This is a genomic window from Candidatus Eremiobacterota bacterium (assembly GCA_031082125.1).
Classification (GTDB): Bacteria; Vulcanimicrobiota; CADAWZ01; order CADAWZ01; family Ess09-12; genus Ess09-12.
Genome location: JAVHLM010000018.1, coordinates 79304 through 96120, shown reverse-complemented (window position 1 = coordinate 96120; position 16817 = coordinate 79304). Strand labels below are relative to the sequence as shown.

16 protein-coding genes are annotated in these 16817 nt (G+C 55.3%); 8 read left to right on the top strand and 8 right to left on the bottom strand.

What is annotated here, in order from left to right; translation table 11 throughout:
* Positions 1-17: 17 nt before the first annotated feature.
* A complete protein-coding gene (iadA, locus tag RDV48_19145; protein MDQ7824924.1) occupies positions 18-1196 on the top strand; it encodes a beta-aspartyl-peptidase in 1179 nt (392 codons plus the stop codon).
* A gap of 44 nt (positions 1197-1240) precedes the next feature.
* Here iadA and RDV48_19140 read toward each other — a convergent pair whose 3' ends face one another.
* On the bottom strand, positions 1241-1807 hold the full coding sequence (locus tag RDV48_19140; GenBank protein ID MDQ7824923.1) for a hypothetical protein: 567 nt from the start codon (positions 1805-1807) through the stop codon (positions 1241-1243).
* A 17-nt stretch (positions 1808-1824) separates the two neighbouring features.
* Entirely contained in the window at positions 1825-2394 is a 570-nt protein-coding gene (locus RDV48_19135) for a hypothetical protein (GenBank protein MDQ7824922.1), read from the bottom strand.
* Between the two features lie 153 nt (positions 2395-2547).
* Here RDV48_19135 and RDV48_19130 point away from each other — a divergent pair, with 153 nt between their 5' ends.
* The gene (locus tag RDV48_19130; protein ID MDQ7824921.1) at positions 2548-4551 is read left to right on the top strand and encodes a tetratricopeptide repeat protein; all 2004 of its coding nucleotides are present in this window, start codon (positions 2548-2550) and stop codon (positions 4549-4551) included.
* Between the two features lie 13 nt (positions 4552-4564).
* Here the strand turns inward: RDV48_19130 and RDV48_19125 are convergent, their stop codons facing one another.
* Positions 4565-6139, bottom strand: a complete 1575-nt coding sequence (locus RDV48_19125; protein ID MDQ7824920.1) for a DUF4419 domain-containing protein — start codon at positions 6137-6139, stop codon at positions 4565-4567.
* A gap of 193 nt (positions 6140-6332) precedes the next feature.
* Between RDV48_19125 and RDV48_19120 the strand changes: the two genes are divergently transcribed.
* On the top strand, positions 6333-8120 hold the full coding sequence (locus RDV48_19120; protein ID MDQ7824919.1) for a PAS domain S-box protein: 1788 nt from the start codon (positions 6333-6335) through the stop codon (positions 8118-8120).
* Positions 8121-8124: 4 nt separating this feature from the next.
* Positions 8125-8427: a polyhydroxyalkanoic acid system family protein gene (locus RDV48_19115; GenBank protein ID MDQ7824918.1), complete on the top strand. Its 303-nt coding sequence runs from the start codon at positions 8125-8127 to the stop codon at positions 8425-8427.
* Between the two features lie 20 nt (positions 8428-8447).
* On the opposite strand, the gene RDV48_19110 is transcribed toward RDV48_19115, so the two are convergent.
* Positions 8448-9332 carry a hypothetical protein gene (locus RDV48_19110; protein ID MDQ7824917.1) on the bottom strand — a complete coding sequence of 295 codons (885 nt, stop codon included), beginning with the start codon at positions 9330-9332 and terminating at the stop codon, positions 8448-8450.
* Between the two features lie 205 nt (positions 9333-9537).
* Between RDV48_19110 and RDV48_19105 the strand changes: the two genes are divergently transcribed.
* From RDV48_19105 to RDV48_19090, 4 genes are all read left to right on the top strand, one after another.
* Positions 9538-9666 (top strand): hypothetical protein, encoded by a 129-nt coding sequence (locus tag RDV48_19105; protein ID MDQ7824916.1) that lies wholly within the window; start codon positions 9538-9540, stop codon positions 9664-9666.
* 237 nt (positions 9667-9903) lie between these two features.
* Positions 9904-11688 (top strand): ATP-binding protein, encoded by a 1785-nt coding sequence (locus RDV48_19100; protein MDQ7824915.1) that lies wholly within the window; start codon positions 9904-9906, stop codon positions 11686-11688.
* Positions 11689-11852: 164 nt separating this feature from the next.
* On the top strand, positions 11853-12545 hold the full coding sequence (locus RDV48_19095) for a hypothetical protein (GenBank protein MDQ7824914.1): 693 nt from the start codon (positions 11853-11855) through the stop codon (positions 12543-12545).
* A gap of 28 nt (positions 12546-12573) precedes the next feature.
* Positions 12574-13590 carry a GGGtGRT protein gene (locus tag RDV48_19090; protein MDQ7824913.1) on the top strand — a complete coding sequence of 339 codons (1017 nt, stop codon included), beginning with the start codon at positions 12574-12576 and terminating at the stop codon, positions 13588-13590.
* A gap of 14 nt (positions 13591-13604) precedes the next feature.
* On the opposite strand, the gene RDV48_19085 is transcribed toward RDV48_19090, so the two are convergent.
* The 4 genes from RDV48_19085 to RDV48_19070 form a co-directional block, all read right to left on the bottom strand.
* Positions 13605-14171 carry a hypothetical protein gene (locus RDV48_19085; GenBank protein ID MDQ7824912.1) on the bottom strand — a complete coding sequence of 189 codons (567 nt, stop codon included), beginning with the start codon at positions 14169-14171 and terminating at the stop codon, positions 13605-13607.
* Positions 14168-14707 (bottom strand): zf-HC2 domain-containing protein, encoded by a 540-nt coding sequence (locus RDV48_19080; protein MDQ7824911.1) that lies wholly within the window; start codon positions 14705-14707, stop codon positions 14168-14170. The genes RDV48_19085 and RDV48_19080 overlap by 4 nt, the downstream gene beginning before the upstream one ends.
* Positions 14688-15212 (bottom strand): RNA polymerase sigma factor, encoded by a 525-nt coding sequence (locus tag RDV48_19075; GenBank protein ID MDQ7824910.1) that lies wholly within the window; start codon positions 15210-15212, stop codon positions 14688-14690. The genes RDV48_19080 and RDV48_19075 overlap by 20 nt, the downstream gene beginning before the upstream one ends.
* A 190-nt stretch (positions 15213-15402) precedes the next feature.
* A complete protein-coding gene (locus RDV48_19070) occupies positions 15403-16512 on the bottom strand; it encodes a DUF1521 domain-containing protein (protein ID MDQ7824909.1) in 1110 nt (369 codons plus the stop codon).
* Between the last annotated feature and the right edge of the window lie 305 nt (positions 16513-16817).

Below are 16817 nucleotides of genomic sequence, written 5' to 3'. Positions count from 1 at the left end.
GAAAGAAGGTGACTTTCATGCTGACCCTTATAAAAAACGGCGAAGTTTATATACCTGAGAGCCTTGGGAAAAAAGATATCGCCTTTGCCGCCGGAAAAATCATTCATATCGCCGACTTGATTGAAAGCGGCAGCTTTCCCCTTCCCGTGGAAGTGATTGATGCAGCAGGGATGCTTGTCGTTCCGGGCTTCATCGACGGCCACGTTCACATCACGGGAGGCGGCGGGGAAGGCGGGTTCAAAACCAGGACACCGGAGATAAGGCTCTCTGACGCCACCACTGCTGGTGTCACTACCGTGGTGGGCTGCCTGGGCACCGACGGCATCATGCGCTCCATGGCAGTGCTCCTCGCCAAGGCGAGGGCCCTCGAGGAAGAGGGGATAAGCACATTCATCTACACGGGCTCATACCAGGTCCCTGTGCGGACCCTCACGGGAAGCATAGAAGATGATCTGATGATTGTGGACAAGATAATAGGGGTGGGCGAGATTGCCCTCTCCGATCACCGCTCCTCGCAGCCGCAGGTGGAAGAAATAGCGAAGATTGCCGCGGCAGCCCGCGTGGCAGGAATGCTTTCAGGGAAGGCGGGGATAGTGAACATCCACATGGGTGACGGGAAAAGAATGCTCTCCTTGCTGGAGGAGCTGGTGGACACCACCGAGATCCCCTATTCACAGTTCCTGCCTACCCATATCGGGAGAAATCCCGATCTCTTCAAGGCCGGCATCGGGTATGCGAAAAAGGGAGGCTTTATTGATTTCACCACCAGCACCACCGGGCAGTTCCTCGAGGAGGGCGAGGTGAAGACGTCGAAGGCTCTCAGGATATGCCTTGACGAGGGCGTGGACGCCGGCCGCATCACTTTCAGCTCTGACGGGCAGGGGAGCCTTCCGGAGTTTGATGCGAAGGGGCACCTGAAAGGCCTCACCGTGGGCACCTGTGCCTCTCTTTTCAGGGAAGTGAGGGACGCCATCCTGGAAGAGAAAGTCGCTATTGCCACGGCTCTCAGGGTGGTCACTTCAACACCTGCGGCCCTTCTGAAGCTCCCCGGCAAGGGGCGCATCGTGACAGGCTGCGATGCCGACCTGGTTCTGCTGAAGGGCGATGACCTCTCCATTGACACGGTAATCGCCAGGGGGAAAGTCATGGTGAGGGAAGGCGCCGCGGTGTGCAGGGGCGTCTTTGAGCCGGCATGAAAAGCCCCCCCCGGTGTCCCGGGAAGGGGCCCCTTTTATCACCGCTAGTTGGCCACCCCCGCCCCGGGCTCAATGGATGACTTTTTCTTGTACTGGGCCAGCTTGTCCTTGAGGACTGTCATTGCATCGGTGATGGTTCTCTTGAGCTGATCTCGTTCGGCCGTGGAAGTGCCGTCGAGAAAGGTGTCTATCTGGATGACATTCTTCTTGGTGGCGAAGATGGAGTTAAGCTCGTGGTTTATCTTGATGTCGCCGAGAAGGGGGATTTTCAGGATATTCTTGATATCGGTGCTGAACATGTGGATAAGGTCGTCGGGATCGGCAAGGAAGTTCTTCACCTCGGCCTGGAAGGTGAGGGTGGCTATGTTTCCCACGACCTTGGAGGCAAGGCCGCCTGTCTTGCGGTCGAGGGTGATTATGATGGAGTAGAGGACCTCGTCGCCGACGGTCTTGAAGCGGATCTGCTGGAAATCACTGTTCGACATGATGCCGATTACGGGGTAGCCCATTTCTGTCATCGCCGTGATAATCTCTCCCATCATTATCTCGTCCTTGCTTTCCAGAATCTCCTGGTGATGGGAAAAATTTGAGATAAAAGAGAATATGCCCATTTCATGGCTCCTTTCTTTTACACCTTGATGGCGAGGCGCCCGTCAAGGTACTTCTTGAGGGAGTGCACCGTCGCGTCGATATGGCTGTTGAGGAGGTCAATGTTGACATGGTAGGTGTGCTTGATATAGAGGTCCAGGTTGAAGATGAGAGGGATCTGGGCATAAATGTAGCCGCCCGTGAGGTCGGCGTCGCAGGTGATGACGCCGGGCTCCTTGTTGATGATGAAGGTGCTCTTGATTTCCGCCTTGAAGGTGTTCCACACTGCCCCGATGTCGGAGACCTTCTCGCCGTAGCCGATGACCACGTCGGCCATGTGGCCCTGGACCTTGGCCACCGTGAGATCCTCCGAGAGGTTGTTGAGGCGGAAGATGAGGCGTGTCTTATCAGTGAGGTTCTCAAAGCGGAGGAAATGGTTCACTCCGTCGGAGTTGAGATCGATGAGGGAATAGCCGCGCTTCACGTTCGACGTGATGACGGATCCCAGAAAGATCTCATCGAGCTTCTGGTTGCTGAAGATCTCGTTGTAGCGGTCCCAGCTGTACTTCACCAGCTCCACGAAAATTTTTTCTTTTTCTTCATCAGTCATTCTTTCTCTCCTTTCCTGTGAGGGGGATTTTATAAAGGGGCTCCCCATGAGTTTCTCCTCAAGGCGCCTTCTCCCTTCATGCCCCCGTAAATACTGCATTCCAGGCTGTCTCACCCTGAAGGATAACCTTGAAAGATGAAAGAACCCCTAGGTATGGAATGGAGGAGAATCAACCTCGTCTTCGCCTGCGTGGTAGTCGCAGTCACCGCCTTTTCATTCCTCCCGGTTCTTGAAAACGGCTTTGTATGGGATGATTTTGACTACGTGGTGCACAACGAGGCGGTGCAACGCCTTACCTGGCAGAGTGCCGCCGACATCTTCAATCCTGCTGATTCCCCGGGCTCCTTTGCCCTCTCATTCTCAAAGTCCCTATACACGCCCCTTACTATCCTGTCCTTTGCCCTTGAGTATCCCTTCTACGGGGAAAACGCGGGGGGGTACCATGCAGGCAACCTCGTGCTCCATCTCCTGAACTGCATGCTGGTGTACTGGCTCATTCTCATCCTTTCCCGGAAGCCACTTGTTTCTTTTATCGCGGCCCTTTTCTTCGGCATCCACCCGCTCCATGTGGAGTCAGTGGCATGGATCTCCGAGAGGAAGGATGTGCTTTATGCTTTTTTCTATCTTGCTTCTCTTATCGCCTGGCTCCTCTGGCGGGGCGGGGGGAAGCAGGCGCATCTCTTCCTTTCCCTGGCTCTCTTTCTGCTGTCGCTCCTTGCCAAGCCCATGGCGCTCACCTTACCGGCCATTCTTTTTCTTTTTGACTATCTCCAGAAGCGGAAGTTCTCTGCCTCAAGCTTCCGGGAAAAGGTGCCATTTATCCTCATGGATCTTATCTATTTCGCCTTCCTCGTCATATTTCATATCTGGCCCAGGAGCGCCGGCGCCGGCACCGGGCTCGGCATCCTTCAGAAGCTCCAGGTAGCCTGTTCCCTTGTGGTTTTCTATCTCGGAAAATTCATCGCCCCGGTGAACCTTATGTGCGTCTATCCCTATCCTGAAGGCACCACATTCCCTTCCCTCTTTCTCCACGGGACCCTCATCTTTCTCTGCATCGCCTCTTCGGTGGCGCTGGCAGGGAGGTACACGGGCAAAGTGCCTTTCGGCTTCCTCTTCTTTGTGCTCACCCTGGTGCCGGTTCTCCAACTGACGCCTATCCCGCCCGGCATCGCCGCCGATCGTTACACCTACATTCCCTTCATCGGCCTTCTCTTTATAGTTGCTGAAGGAGGGGCTTTGCTGTGGGAGAGGTCAGGCAGGCCCCAGAGAACGGTCCTGGTGCTCCTGCTGCTCGCAGCGGCCGTCGCCTCTTCGTCAGCGACAAGGGAGCGCTGCCGCACCTGGGCCGACCCTGTAACCCTTTTCAGCGACCTTATCGCCAAGAATCCCGGCGAGGCCGTGGGCTACCTGAACCGCTCCGAGGCCCTCATCAGGAAGGGCGATTTCGACGGGGCACTGGACGATCTCAACAGGGTCATCGCAATGGGTGTCCGGAGCGATACGGCCCATGCAGACAGGGCCAGGATTCTCTTTGCCAGGGGAGCCTGCCGTGACGCCCTGGCGGACCTGGACAGGGCGGTAAGCCTGAGCCCCTCCTCTGCCGCCCATTACTTCAACAGGGGAGTGTGCCATGAAAAGCTTGGCGACGAAGACGAAGCCCTGGCGGACTATGGCCGCGCCGTGGCCCTCGGATTCGGCCCGCCAGCCGCCGCTTTCAGGGAGGGCCTTCTTTACGGGAAAAGAAAGGATTACAGGAAAGCCCGGGAGAGCATGACCGAGGCCCTCAGGAGGGGCGGATCCCAGCCTCTCATTTACCTCATGCGGGGAGAGTTCTGCTGGAAGGGCGGCGATACTGAGGCAGCGGAAAAGGACCTCACGATGGCTGTCGGTGATGACCCTGCCGTTGCCGAAAAAGCTCGCTACACGCTGGCGAGCCTTTACCGTGAAACGGGAAGGCTTGAGAAAGCGCTTGCATGCTATGAAGAGATAATAAGAGTAAATCCGAAGGCTTACCCCGCCTATGAAGCAAGGGCCCTCATATTCGCGGGCCGGGAGGATTACCGGAGCGCCAGGGAGGAGCTGGAGCGCCTCCGCGCCTCGGGGGGATCGACGGCGGATCCCCTTCTTTTGAGGATAGAGGGTGCCGTGGAGCGCTGAAATGGCCCTGGAGCTATAGTGCAGGCTCAACGTGGTTCACGAGCCATCCAATCCTCGGCCTGAGAGCCCAGGTTTCAGGGTGCTGTTCAATGGCAACCATCCCCGCGAGAAACTCCATCTTTCCCGTGTAACCGCTGAGGACACACTTCACCGGGGCCTTTGAAAGGGAAAGGGGGAAAGAATCAATGGTGATGCCGGTTTCTGAGGGATCAGGATCATGCCATGTGAGAAGGGGGTTTTCCTTTTTGCCTTCGATATAGGGGAAGAAGGAGCCGATCCACCCGCTGAAGGTCTCGATTGCATTGCCGTAGCCGTCAGACTCGCTCCGGTGGCGCTGGTAGATGTTTCTCCAGAAGCCCCGGTCTACATCGCCCTGCGATGCCCTCACAAAATGATCCAGCACGGGAAGGAGCTTCTCTACCCACAAATCCAGGCCGAATCTCCTGAAGGTATCGAACCTGTTCCTTATTTCAAGCCAGTCAGCGGCAGTGCCCTCGAGGGTGACGGAGGGAATGCCGCAGAGGCAGCAGAAGGTGTAGCGGAAGAAGGACTGCACGCAGTCCATCAGGGCGACCTCAAAGGCCGCGCGCTCCATCCTGCCCGTGGTGCTGAAAGTGCAGACGAGAAAGTCCCTCATCTCCTCGTTCAGGTGGCTCCGTATCTGCCTGCTGAACTCGCTGAAGACATCCTCCCATGGGTTTTCAAGAGACCCCATGCAGAAATCATCCCGCCTTACTATGAGTTCCATCTGCCCCCGGTGCTTCACGAAGTGGCACCGCGCCGCTTCAGGATCCCTGTTGACATGCTGTGAGAGTCCCTGGATTATGGAAAGCCATATCATATCGGGTGAGAGCACAAGGGGGCGGTGCTCCACGAAGGCGAGATAGACGGCATGGAGAAGGACGTTCACGTGGCCGGAGCAGACGACAGGATGGAAATAGTCGGCGCAGGCCTCCAGGTCCGGATACTGCATCCTGAGCAGGTCGATCGTGCGGCGTTCTCCCAGCGGCTTCGTTGCCATTTCCACGTCGGCCACGGTGAAGGTGACGGAAGGAACGTCCTTCCACTCCCTTCTCTCGATATTCCTTTCACTGGAGTCCCGGGGTGCCGCCCATATGAGGCGTGCATGATCGGCGGGGGGAACGGGAGCCTTGCTTTTTTCCCCGTAGAGCTTTATCAGTGCCTTCTCAATTTCCTCTGCAGCGGAGATTACAGGATTCACGGCAAGCCATGTGAGGCGCTCGATTTCATCGATGACGAAGGGATTGCCGGGGAAGGGCATCGCCACCTTCAGCACCCCTTTGTGGAGCGAGAGGGGAACCACGTTATAGAGATCGGCAATGTCCCTTGGCAGCACCTTCGAGAGGGCGGTATCGGCCTGATATTCTTCAAGGGAAAGATATTCCAGCCCCATGCTCCGCGCCTCGGCCTCATCGATTTCCTCTGTGGACAGAAGGCCCATCTCAAGTATCGCCTCCTGGAGGCTTACCCGGCTTCTTTTCGCATGGTGGCGGGCGCGCTCATACTGCCTTGCGGTGATAAAGCCCTGCTCCAGGAGCATAATGCCGATATCTGCCTCAGGATTCATGGTCATTTCCTCCTCCAGGAGATTTTTGCCTCTGAAGACGTTATATATAGTATTTCTCCCAAGGTAAACCCCTGACATCCCGGACCCTTCAGAATAAAGTGAAAACTTCCGATTTCATGAAGGATGATTGCTCCTGTGGTGAGAAGGATGGAATAGGGGGGCGGGCGCTTTAAAAAGGTGAAGGGCAAAAGGTATGACAAGAATATTGATTGCAGAAAGCGATGCCTCTGAAGCCCGGTCCCTGGAGTCGCTCCTCAGGGCCATGGGATATGACGTTGCTTTGCCGGTCTTTTCACCGGGAGAGCTGGCGGCGAAGGCGGCAGAGCTCATGCCCGACGTGATTCTTGCCGGTATCGAGATGAGCGGTGATCTCGACAAAGCCGGGGCTGCCCTTCAGCTCGCGGCGGGGTATTGCATTCCCGTCATATTTCTTGCCGCTTCCAGCAATGGAGAGGCCTTTGGCAGGGTAAACGCCGAAGCCTGCCACGGGCTCATAGAAAAGCCCTTTCACAAGGAGAAGGTCTCCCTTGCAATCCAGATGGCCCTGCACAGGAAAAAGCTTGAAGATCTCTCTGTACAGCAGGAAAAGAGGATAAAGGAGGGTGAGGCCCGCTTCGCGAGCTACTTCCAGCTTCCTCTTCTCGGCATTGCCATTACGTCGCCGCAAAAAGGCTGGCTCGAAGTGAATGACCGCCTTTGTGAGATGCTGGGCTACTCCAGGGAAGAGCTCTGCAGCCTCACCTGGGCCGAGCTGACGCACCCCGATGATCTCTCTGCTGATGTGGAGCAGTTCAACCGCCTGCTGGCCGGTGAAATTGACTGGTATTCCCTTTACAAGCGCTTTATACGCCATGACGGAGAGACCGTGCATGTGGATCTGGCGGTGCGATGCGTACGGGAGAAGGATGGAGCTGTCGGTTATTTCACCGCCATCCTGCAGGATATTACGGAGCGCAAGATAGCGGAGAGGGCTCTCATTGAGAGCGAGGAGTTTCTGGAGAGCGTCGTTGAAAATATTCCCGACATGCTGTTCGTGAAAGACGCCAGGGAGCTCCGCTTCGTGCGTTTCAACAAGGCGGGCGAGGAGCTTCTCGGCTATGAGAGAAACGATCTTTACGGGAAGAATGACTATGATTTCTTTCCCCGGGAGGAAGCCGATTTCTTCGTGGAAAAGGACAGGGCGGTTCTTGCCGGCGGGCAGCTCCTCGACATTCCCGAGGAAAAGATCCATACACGGAACAAAGGCGAAAGAATTCTCCACACCAAGAAGATCCCCATAATTGATAAGGAAGGCAGGCCCCGGTTTCTGCTGGGCATCTCTGATGACATCACCGAGAGAAAGCAGTCCGAGGAGCAGATAAGGTCATCATTGAGAGAGAAGGAGGTCCTCCTCAGGGAGATCCATCACAGGGTGAAAAACAACATGCAGGTTGTCTCAAGCCTCCTGAGCCTCCAGGCGGGCAATTTGAAGGACCCTGCGGTGAAAGAGGTTTTCAGGGAGGCCCAGAACCGCGTGAAGACCATGGCCCTTGTTCATGAGAAGCTTTACAAGTCAGAGAGCCTCTCGCTGGTGAATTTCAGCGGGTATCTCAGGGACTTTGCGGCTTTTATCAATGCTTCCTACGGGAGAAGCAATGTCACCCTCTCCGTGGAAGCCGAGAGCCTTTCTTTCACCATCAGCACGGCGATACCGCTGGGGCTCATAGTCCATGAGCTTCTCTCCAACGCGATGAAACACGCTTTCCCCGGTGAGAAAAAGGGAGCAGTGCGGCTTGCCCTCTCCCAGTCAGAAGATGGAACGGTGACTCTTGCCGTCAGCGACAACGGTGTAGGATTTCCTTGCGATTATGACTTTGAAAACCCCTCCACGCTGGGCCTGCAGCTCGTATCAGACCTGGCAAGCCAGATTCAGGGAACCTTTGGCATCTACCCGGACGCGGGGACAAAATTCATGGTCACATTCAAGCCCCAGAAGGAGTGAAGCCATGGCAGGATTTCATGTTTCACTGAATACCAGACTCCCTGTAGCTGAGGCACTTGGGAAGATGCATCAGTTCCTCCAGGAGATGAAAAAGGAGTATGGCGACCAGATAAGCAGGCTCTCTGAGCAATGGGATGATCACTCATGCCGGTTCGGCTTTCACATCATGGGCTTCGGCATCTCGGGATCCATTATTGTCGGGGCCTCCCGTGTTGATATCAAAGGAGACCTTCCCTTTGCAGCCTTTCTTTTCAAGGACCAGATAGAGGGCACGATTCGCCAGAAAGCCGCTGAGCTTCTCGCCTGACACAATCTTTCATCGGTGCTCTATGACTGCTTCTGCTCCTCCGGCTTTTTCTGCTGCTCCTGCTGCTCCTGCTGCTGCTTCTGCTGCTCCAGTTGCTTCTGCTCTTCCTTGCCGGCCTTCAGCGCCTTGTTTATCTGCTTGTTGAGCCGCACGATTTCCCTGAGGCTTATGTGATACTTGTAAATGAAGGCCACGAGGGAATCGTAGAGGCCGTCAGCCTGCTCCTTGGAGACGCCAAGGTCGTAGAGTCGCTTTCTCCACCTTCCCCCTGCCTCCTTGAGTTTCTTCATGCTCACCTTGTTCTGCACGAAGGTAAGGCCGATATCGCTGATGCGGTAAATGACGGGCACGAGGTCGGCGGCCATGATCTTATGCTTTTTTGAAAACTCCAGCAGCAGGTTGAAAACGCCGTCCACTTCCTCTTTAGATGCGATGTTCTTTGCACCTTCCCCTGCAGTGTCGCCCTGGGCACCCGCATCCTCTTTCATGCTCATCGCCACATCGGTGAGGGAGCCTCCCACGAGAAGGGTGTCCTCCACGGTGACATTGTATTTTTTCAGGAAGCTCTCGAGCTTGAGGCAGAACTCTCTCAGCGCATCGTGGGGCGCAACGACGAACTTGTCGGGATCCGCAGCCTTGAGGTGCTTCAGGTAGTCGTTGACGGACTTGATGAAGTCCTCCGTGGTGTCCGTGAGGAGTGCCACATCATCGTCGGAGCACTTGTATTTTTCAAGGACCTGCGAAACTTTATCGACGAGCTGATCGACATCGATCTTGTTGAGCTCTTCGCCGATTGTCCCCTTGAATTCCACCGTGTCGTCACCTGCCGCGAAGGCAGGGATGCTCCATTGCCCGAAGGCGATGAGTGCCAGAAGAATGAAAAGTGCCGCTGCTGTTTTTCTCATAAGGACCCTCCCTGAAACAAAAGTTGCAAATTTAGTGAGCTATTATTGTAGCAGAAAAGAGAAAGTATGGCAACCACGAAAAACCCAGGAAGGAAACCCTCTCTTAAAAAACTCTCGAAAGTCGGAAGGAACTCCCCGGAGGAGAGGAAAATTTATTATATATGCTACTCTTCTGAGTAAGACTGACTAAGAAGGAGTGATATCGATGGGGGACAAGAATCCCAAAAATGTGCAGAAAAAGAAGAAAGCTGCTGCAAAATCTGCGGCAAAGCCGGCAGCGAAGCCAGCAGCGAAGCCAGCGGCAGAAGCAGCGCCAGTAAAGAAAGCCAAATAATAAGCAGAGAAGACTTCACTCTCTGTTGTCTGCTGGAGCTTATGCTTTCTTTATCCAGCATCATAACCGGCGTAATCAGTGAATTCTGATCTTTTTCACGTTATCGAAGGCTCTGCTCTCCGGGTAATTCAAGTGAAGAGTCTTATTTTCTGTTTTCATTTTTCGGGATGAAACCATGGATGGGCACCAACCCTGCCTGTTCATGGTTTTTCCCGGTTTGCTTTGGAGGATGTCGCGGTGGGGAAAAGTAATGACAATCCGGCCCATGAGGGTCTGCAGAGGGAAACAGGCTCACTGGAAAAAAAGATAGAAGGCCTCAAGGCAGAGCTCTCCTTGATGGAATGCCGCCTGGAGGAGTCAGAATATGCGAACATCAAGTTTCTCTCCGGGACGGCCATGGAGTTCGTGGATTTTCTTGAAGGGCAGTCCGTGTACCGTTTCATCGGTGAAAAGCTCAGGGAGATCACGGGAGCCCTCTTTGCCTTCGTGAGCTCCTGCGACAAGGAATCGGGAGTCTTCTCCCCTGAAGTGGTGCTGGGCGATCAAGAGCCTTTGAGGGAGCTGCAGGCCATGCTCGGAGTGGACCTCTTGGCCATGAAGATGCCCATGACGGAAGAGGCCGTCGCCCCCCTTCTCTCCTGCAAGATTGTCACCCCTCCCCGGGGCATATTTGACCTGGCCTTCGAGAGGATTCCCCGGGAGGTGTGCCGCTTCATCGAGGAGAGGTTTTCCTTCGGAAACGTCCATGTCATGGGATTTTCCAGGAAAGGGAAGGTATTCGGGAGCGCCGCCCTCATCCTGGAGAAGGGAAGTGAGCTCAGGAACATCGAGCTTATAGAGGCCTTCATCAACCAGGCTTCAATCGTGCTGCAGCGCAAGGAGGCCGAAGACGCGCTGCGCAGAAGCGAGGAGCGCTTCAGGCTAATCTTTGAGAATGCCCTTGATGCCATAATATGGATGGACCCGGCGACCGGCACCATTGAGCTCTGCAACAGGTCCGCGGCGCACCTTCTGGAGACCGGGAGAGACAGCCTGATAGGCCTGGACTTCCATGAGATTTACAGCCCCGCCTCAAGGGAAGAGGTCCATGAGCAATTCAGGAAGCTTGCCGAAGAAGGCGCCGTTATTGACGGCGATTTTGAAGTGAAGTCCTCTTCAGGGAAGCATATCCCGGTTCATGTGACTGCCAACATGACGCAGGTGGGCAAGAAGCCCATAGTGCAGCAGATTATCCGGGATCACACCGAGAGAAAAAAGGCTCAGGACGAGATACTCAGGCTCAATGAGGAGCTTGAGCAGCGCGTCCGCGAGAGAACTGCCGATCTTGTGTATGCCAACAAGGAGCTTGAGGCTTTCAATTATTCCGTTTCCCATGACCTGAGGACTCCCCTTTCCATCATTGAAGGCTTCTCGGCCGTGATATTGGATGGCCCAGTCAGCGATCTTCCCGATGAGGAGCAGGAGCATATCCGGATTATCAATAAGAGTGCACGCGAAGCGCAGAAGCTTATAGCCGATCTCCTCTCACTCTCCAATACCGGCCGTAAGATAGTGGTGAAGGAGTGCATCGAGCTTTCCGGAATTGTGCTCTCTATCCTGGACGATCTCAAAAGCAAATGGAGCGGCCGGACACTAGATATCAGCACAGGCCCCCTTCCTTCCTGCCTCGCAGATCCCGCGCTCCTCAGGCAGGTCTTTGTGAACCTGATATCAAACGCGATCAAATTTACCGCAGCGCGGGAGAAGGCAGTGATTGAAATCGGCTCTGAGAGGCAAGGCGCCGAAAATGTGTATTTTGTGAAGGACAACGGGATAGGCTTTGCCATGCATGACGCAGACCGCATATTCGGAGTCTTTGAGCGCCTTAACCGTCCCGGTGAGTACGAGGGCTCCGGCGTGGGGCTCGCCATCGTGCAGCGCATAATAGAGAGGCACGGCGGCCGCATATGGGCTCATGCGGAAAAGGACGGGGGCGCGGCCTTCTATTTTACGCTTCCCTGCAAGGATGAGCCTCCCGCATAAGCTTTTTCCTGAAATCCGCAGCGCTCACGCAGGATGATGGCTTCTTATTCCGGCATTGCGGCGGAACCTTTAATCTGGTATAATACTCACGTTATTGGAAAGTAACGGCATCGGAGAAACACCTGCTCACCTCTTATGCAGGACCGCAAGAAAGGAGTGAAGACATGCTCTATTCAGAGGAAGTCGAGAAGATGATCTGCATCAGGAAGGGGCCGGACCACGGCCCCGCCCCCATTCCCCAGGAGGGGAAATGGGTGAAGGCGAGAGAGATTAAGGATATCTCAGGCCTTTCCCATGGCATCGGCTGGTGCGCTCCGCAGCAGGGCGGATGCAAGCTCACCTTGAACGTGAAGGATGGTATTATTATGGAATCCCTCGTGGAGACCATAGGGTGCTCGGGCATGACCCACTCTGCCGCGATGGCGGCGGAGATCCTCCAGGGGAAGACGGTGCTTGAGGCCCTCAACACGGATCTGGTCTGCGACGCTATCAACGTGGCCATGCGGGAGATTTTCAAGCAGCTCGCCTACGGGAGGACCCAGACGGCATTCTCCGAGGGAGGCCTTCCCGTGGGAGCAGGCCTCGAGGACCTGGGGAAGGGGCTCCGGTCCCAGGTGGCTACCATGTACGGCACAAGGGAAAAGGGTGTGCGCTACCTCGAGATGGCCGAAGGCTACGTGCTGAGCCTGGCACTTGACGATCACAATGAGGTGATCGGGTACAAGTTTGTGAACCTCGGGAAGATGATGGAGGATATTAAGAAGGGCATGGATCCCAAGGCGGCGATGGATAAGAGCACCGGCACCTACGGGAGATTCTCAGAGGCCGTCAAGGTCATCGATCCCCGCCATGAATAGCTGAAGGCCCAAGGAAAGGAGCGGAACAATGGTACAGTTTGAAGGATATCAGAGAAGGATTGAAGGGATAAAGAAATGCTGCGCCTCTTACGGCCTTGAGGGCCTTGAAGAGGCGAGGGAGCTCTGCCTCTCAAAAGGAATCGATGTCGATAAGATTGTGAAGGGCGTGCAGGCTATCGCTTTCGAGAACGCCGTGTGGGCTTACACCCTGGGCACGGCCATTGCCCTGAAAACGGGGGCTTCCAGGGCCTCAGAGGCGGCCAAGGCTATGGGGACAGGCCTCCAGGCCTTCTGTATTCCAGGGTCGGTGGCTGATGACCGCCAGGTGGGCCTGGGCCACGGCAACCTTGCGGCAATGCTGCTGAGGGAGGAGACCAAGTGCTTCTGCTTCCTGGCGGGCCACGAATCTTTCGCCGCCGCCGAGGGAGCCCTGGGAATTGCCAGGACTGCCAACAAGGTGCGCCGGGAGCCTCTCAAGGTCATCCTGAACGGGCTCGGCAAGGACGCCGCCTACATCATTGCCCGCATCAACGGCTTCACTTATGTGAAGACCGAATACGATTACCTTGCAGGGAAGCTGACTATTGTCGAGGAGCGGCCTTTTTCCAAGGGCGAGAAAGCCCTGGTGAGAGTGTTCGGCACCGATGACGCCAACGAGGGCGTGGCCATCATGATCCACGAGAAAGTGGATGTTTCCATCACCGGCAATTCCACGAATCCCACAAGGTTCCAGCACCTCGTCGCGGGCACTTACAAGAAGTGGGCAACTGAAAATGGGAAGAGCTATTTCTCTGTGGCTTCGGGAGGAGGCACCGGAAGGACCCTCCATCCCGACAATGTGGCGGCAGGCCCGGCGTCATACGGCCTCACCGATTCGATGGGGCGCATGCACAGCGATGCCCAGTTTGCAGGGTCATCTTCAGTGCCGGCCCATGTGGAGATGATGGGGCTCGTGGGCATGGGGAACAACCCCATGGTGGGCGCCACGGTGGCCCTTGCAGTGTCAGTGGAAGAGTCGCTGAAGGGAAGCGCGGCGCCGGTATAATTCAACAGGGAAGGCTATTTTTCCCCTTCGCGCGGGGCGCCTCCTTTATCCCCGGCCACCGAGGCCTTTATCATGAGGCCAAGCTTCTGGTTTTTTGTCCTGTCAGATGACTCATAGTGGAAGGAATCGCCGTTCTGGACCACCGTCTGAAATGACTGCTCCGTCGAAAAGCTCCCATGGGTGAGGGAAAACTTGATATCCATTTTTATAAGGGGGGGCGTGATGTTCTCCACGACCTGGGGCGTCACCTGGAGCACCATGAGGAAGCTTTTCTGAGACGGCTTTGCTTCCCTGTCGGTTTTCACCGGCCTGTCATTAAGCTCGGCTTTCTGATCGCCTACTTTGATGGTGGCAAGCTTATTCTCGACAGTGATGATCTTTGGCGAGAGCACTATAGAGTGGCCCTCCACCTCGGAGGCTATCTTCACCTCGATAAGGATGGCTTTCCCCTGGGGCTTCTGGGGAGCGCCTGCCATTATTTCAGGCCCGGTGGAGTCCTGGGAGGGGAAGTCGGCGGCATAAGAAATGCCGGTGAGCAAAAGAGCCGCTGCAATGGCGAGCATGGTGATTTTTCTCTTCATCGTGTCCTCCTTTTTTCTCTTTGATCCTCAAATGACATGGTGATATCCCCCTTTCCCTCTTCGGCAAGATAGAGGGAGACCATTTTCACCTCCTCTCCCCAAAGGGCGATGGAATACTGCGAGTCGTTGAGCTCAACGTGATAGTCAAAGACCGGGGCTTCCCCGGGGATAAGTGAATGGCCCCCCCCTTCAGCAGGAGAGGGAGAAGGCACCGGCAAGAAAGCTGTGCCTTTCAGGAAAAACAGGGCGCCTGCCACCACGAGGATCACCGCGAAGACCGGGGCGAAACGAAGAAAGCACTGCACTCTTCCTCCAAGGACACTTCCTTTTTTCTCCATAAGGTCAAAGGGATTGAGAGCAGGTGGAATCTCTTCTGGAAGGGCAGACACAATGGAATCAACGCGGCTGTAGCTTTCGAGCACTCCCCTGCACTGCGGGCATAAGGTAAGGTGCTCATCCCATGCGGCCTTCTCAGTGCCATCCATTTCGCCGTCAAGAAACCATGAGGCTCTTTCTTCAAAGTCCCCGCACTTCATCGGTGATCCCCTCTTTTTCAGCAATTTTTAAAGCTTCCCTGCGGGCCCTGGTCAGCATGACGCCCACGCTCCCGGGAGTTATATTCATTACCGCCGCAATTTCCTGGTAGTTCAGGCCAAGGTAAGTCTTGAGCACAAGAAGCGCCCTGTGCGAAGGGCTTATTTTTTCCAGGATGAGGCGCCCGAGCTCCCTGTGGGCCACTTCTTCTTCCAGGGGCCTGGCCTGCCTCTCCCCGGCGCCGGCAAGATATGGTATCTTTTCATACCAGCGGCGCTCGCGTCTCAGGCAGTCGAGGCAGTGGTTGGTTGCTATGGAGTAAAGCCACGAGGTGAGGGAGCACTCGCCCCGGAAGCTCCCAAGGTTCCTGAAGGCCTTCATGAAAACCTCCTGGACCATGTCCTGTGCCGTGGTTGCATTTCCTACAAGACGCCGGCAGAGGTTATAGACCTTCCTGTAGTGGTCATTGAAGAGTGCCGTCATTTCCTTTTCCCTGTAATCGGCCATTGCGCCTCATGGCTCCTTTTTTCCGCGATAAGCACTAATTGAATTTTCTGCCCCTTTTCACCTTTTTAGACGAAGAGGGAAGGAAAATATTAACAGCTTCCTGCCCGAAAAAGAGGTTCAAGGAAAAGCAAAAAGGGCAGGCGGACTATGCCGCCTGCCCTGCAGAATTCATGGAAGCCGAATGGATCTGCTATGCAGCCATTTCCTGGTCCGCCACCGAGTACCAGTCGGTGAGGTCGTCGCTTCCCATGTAGAGATCGCCGTCAGCCTGGGCTTGGTCGGCAGTCTGGCCGTCATGCGTTACCGCGGTGCCCTCTGCGCTTGCTGAAACATGGGTGTCGCCCGTTCCCGAGTATATGTCCATTGATTCCAGGGTGCCGTAGCCATTCTCCTCAGTGCCTCCCGTTGAGTTCATGGTCACCTTGGTGCCATCGGGGAGCACGTAGGTGCTGGTGGCTGAATCCCACTCCCACTGGCCGCCGTCAGATTCCGTCACATGGGGGTCTCCCCAGATCATTGATGACTCGCCCGTGGCAGGATCGGTCATCGTGGCTTCGCCGCTCTCAGGGTTATAGACTATCTGGTAGCCGCCCGGTGTCGTTGTCGTGGAGACGTTGTTCTCATCAACACTTACGTGGTAATTGTCGGGCGTCACCGTCACGTCGTTGCCGTTCTCATCGGTGTAAGTGGTGGCGGCATTATTGTCAATGGACACCGAGTCGCCGCCGTCGTTGATAGTGACGTTGTTATTGTCGCCGTAGATATTGATATTATATATATCGTTGTCATTTATCACGGTGGAGGTGCTGGTGTTCACGGGGTACGATGTGCTGTCAGTACTGGTGTCGCCGCTGTTCTGCTGGAAGGCGGGGCGCGGCGGGACCTTGTAGGTCTTGCTCATGCCGTCTTTTGTGACGTTCACGGTTCCACCCTGACCCCTGGTGAGATCGGCATCGAAGGAGCCCGTGTGGGACTCGCCGGTGGTCTTGTTGGTCCATGAGGCAGCACCCTTGGCATCAAGGGAGCCTGAAGCCTTGTCATAAGTGAAGCCTGCAGCGCCTTTGCCCGAGACATACTGGTTATTGACATTTGCGGCGCCTGAGCCGCGGGCGCCGTTCTCGTTCTGTGCCACGTTTCCGGCAGCGTTGAGGGTGCCACCATTGGGATTGACCCGCTTGATGACCCCGCCTTTTGAAGTGTCGGTGCCATCCGTTGAGACGGCCTTGTAACCGCCGTACTGGGTGGTGCCGCCGTATTGACCGTTCACCGTGGTCAGGGGCTGTGTGGTTATCTGTGCCATTTCAGTCTCCTCCTTTAATTCTTTCTGCCCCCATGATACCCCATGGGGCTCACGAAGGCCTTACAGAAAACTTACGGCTCACTTACAGATGTTGCCGTTTTGTTGATAAAATCTTAAACTTCCTGGAGAGCCGTCAAAAATATGTTAAAAGAGGCGCGGGGCAGCAAAACTTCCCTTCAAGGTCACAGAATTTTAACAGCAGTAACAGGATTTTAACATTCATGTTAAAAAATCAAGCGACGACAAAGAAAAGTTCATACTCTGCTTACAAATTGTTCATAGAGAGTTTACGGGTATTTTACATA

Coding starts and splice junctions, on each gene's coding strand:
- iadA (MDQ7824924.1), top strand. CDS start 18: ATGCTGACCCTTATAAAAAACGGCGAAGTTTATATACCTGAGAGCCTT.
- RDV48_19140 (MDQ7824923.1), bottom strand. CDS start 1,807: ATGGGCATATTCTCTTTTATCTCAAATTTTTCCCATCACCAGGAGATT.
- RDV48_19135 (MDQ7824922.1), bottom strand. CDS start 2,394: ATGACTGATGAAGAAAAAGAAAAAATTTTCGTGGAGCTGGTGAAGTAC.
- RDV48_19130 (MDQ7824921.1), top strand. CDS start 2,548: ATGGAATGGAGGAGAATCAACCTCGTCTTCGCCTGCGTGGTAGTCGCA.
- RDV48_19125 (MDQ7824920.1), bottom strand. CDS start 6,139: ATGAATCCTGAGGCAGATATCGGCATTATGCTCCTGGAGCAGGGCTTT.
- RDV48_19120 (MDQ7824919.1), top strand. CDS start 6,333: ATGACAAGAATATTGATTGCAGAAAGCGATGCCTCTGAAGCCCGGTCC.
- RDV48_19115 (MDQ7824918.1), top strand. CDS start 8,125: ATGGCAGGATTTCATGTTTCACTGAATACCAGACTCCCTGTAGCTGAG.
- RDV48_19110 (MDQ7824917.1), bottom strand. CDS start 9,332: ATGAGAAAAACAGCAGCGGCACTTTTCATTCTTCTGGCACTCATCGCC.
- RDV48_19105 (MDQ7824916.1), top strand. CDS start 9,538: ATGGGGGACAAGAATCCCAAAAATGTGCAGAAAAAGAAGAAAGCTGCT.
- RDV48_19095 (MDQ7824914.1), top strand. CDS start 11,853: ATGCTCTATTCAGAGGAAGTCGAGAAGATGATCTGCATCAGGAAGGGG.
- RDV48_19090 (MDQ7824913.1), top strand. CDS start 12,574: ATGGTACAGTTTGAAGGATATCAGAGAAGGATTGAAGGGATAAAGAAA.
- RDV48_19085 (MDQ7824912.1), bottom strand. CDS start 14,171: ATGAAGAGAAAAATCACCATGCTCGCCATTGCAGCGGCTCTTTTGCTC.
- RDV48_19080 (MDQ7824911.1), bottom strand. CDS start 14,707: ATGAAGTGCGGGGACTTTGAAGAAAGAGCCTCATGGTTTCTTGACGGC.
- RDV48_19075 (MDQ7824910.1), bottom strand. CDS start 15,212: ATGGCCGATTACAGGGAAAAGGAAATGACGGCACTCTTCAATGACCAC.
- RDV48_19070 (MDQ7824909.1), bottom strand. CDS start 16,512: ATGGCACAGATAACCACACAGCCCCTGACCACGGTGAACGGTCAATAC.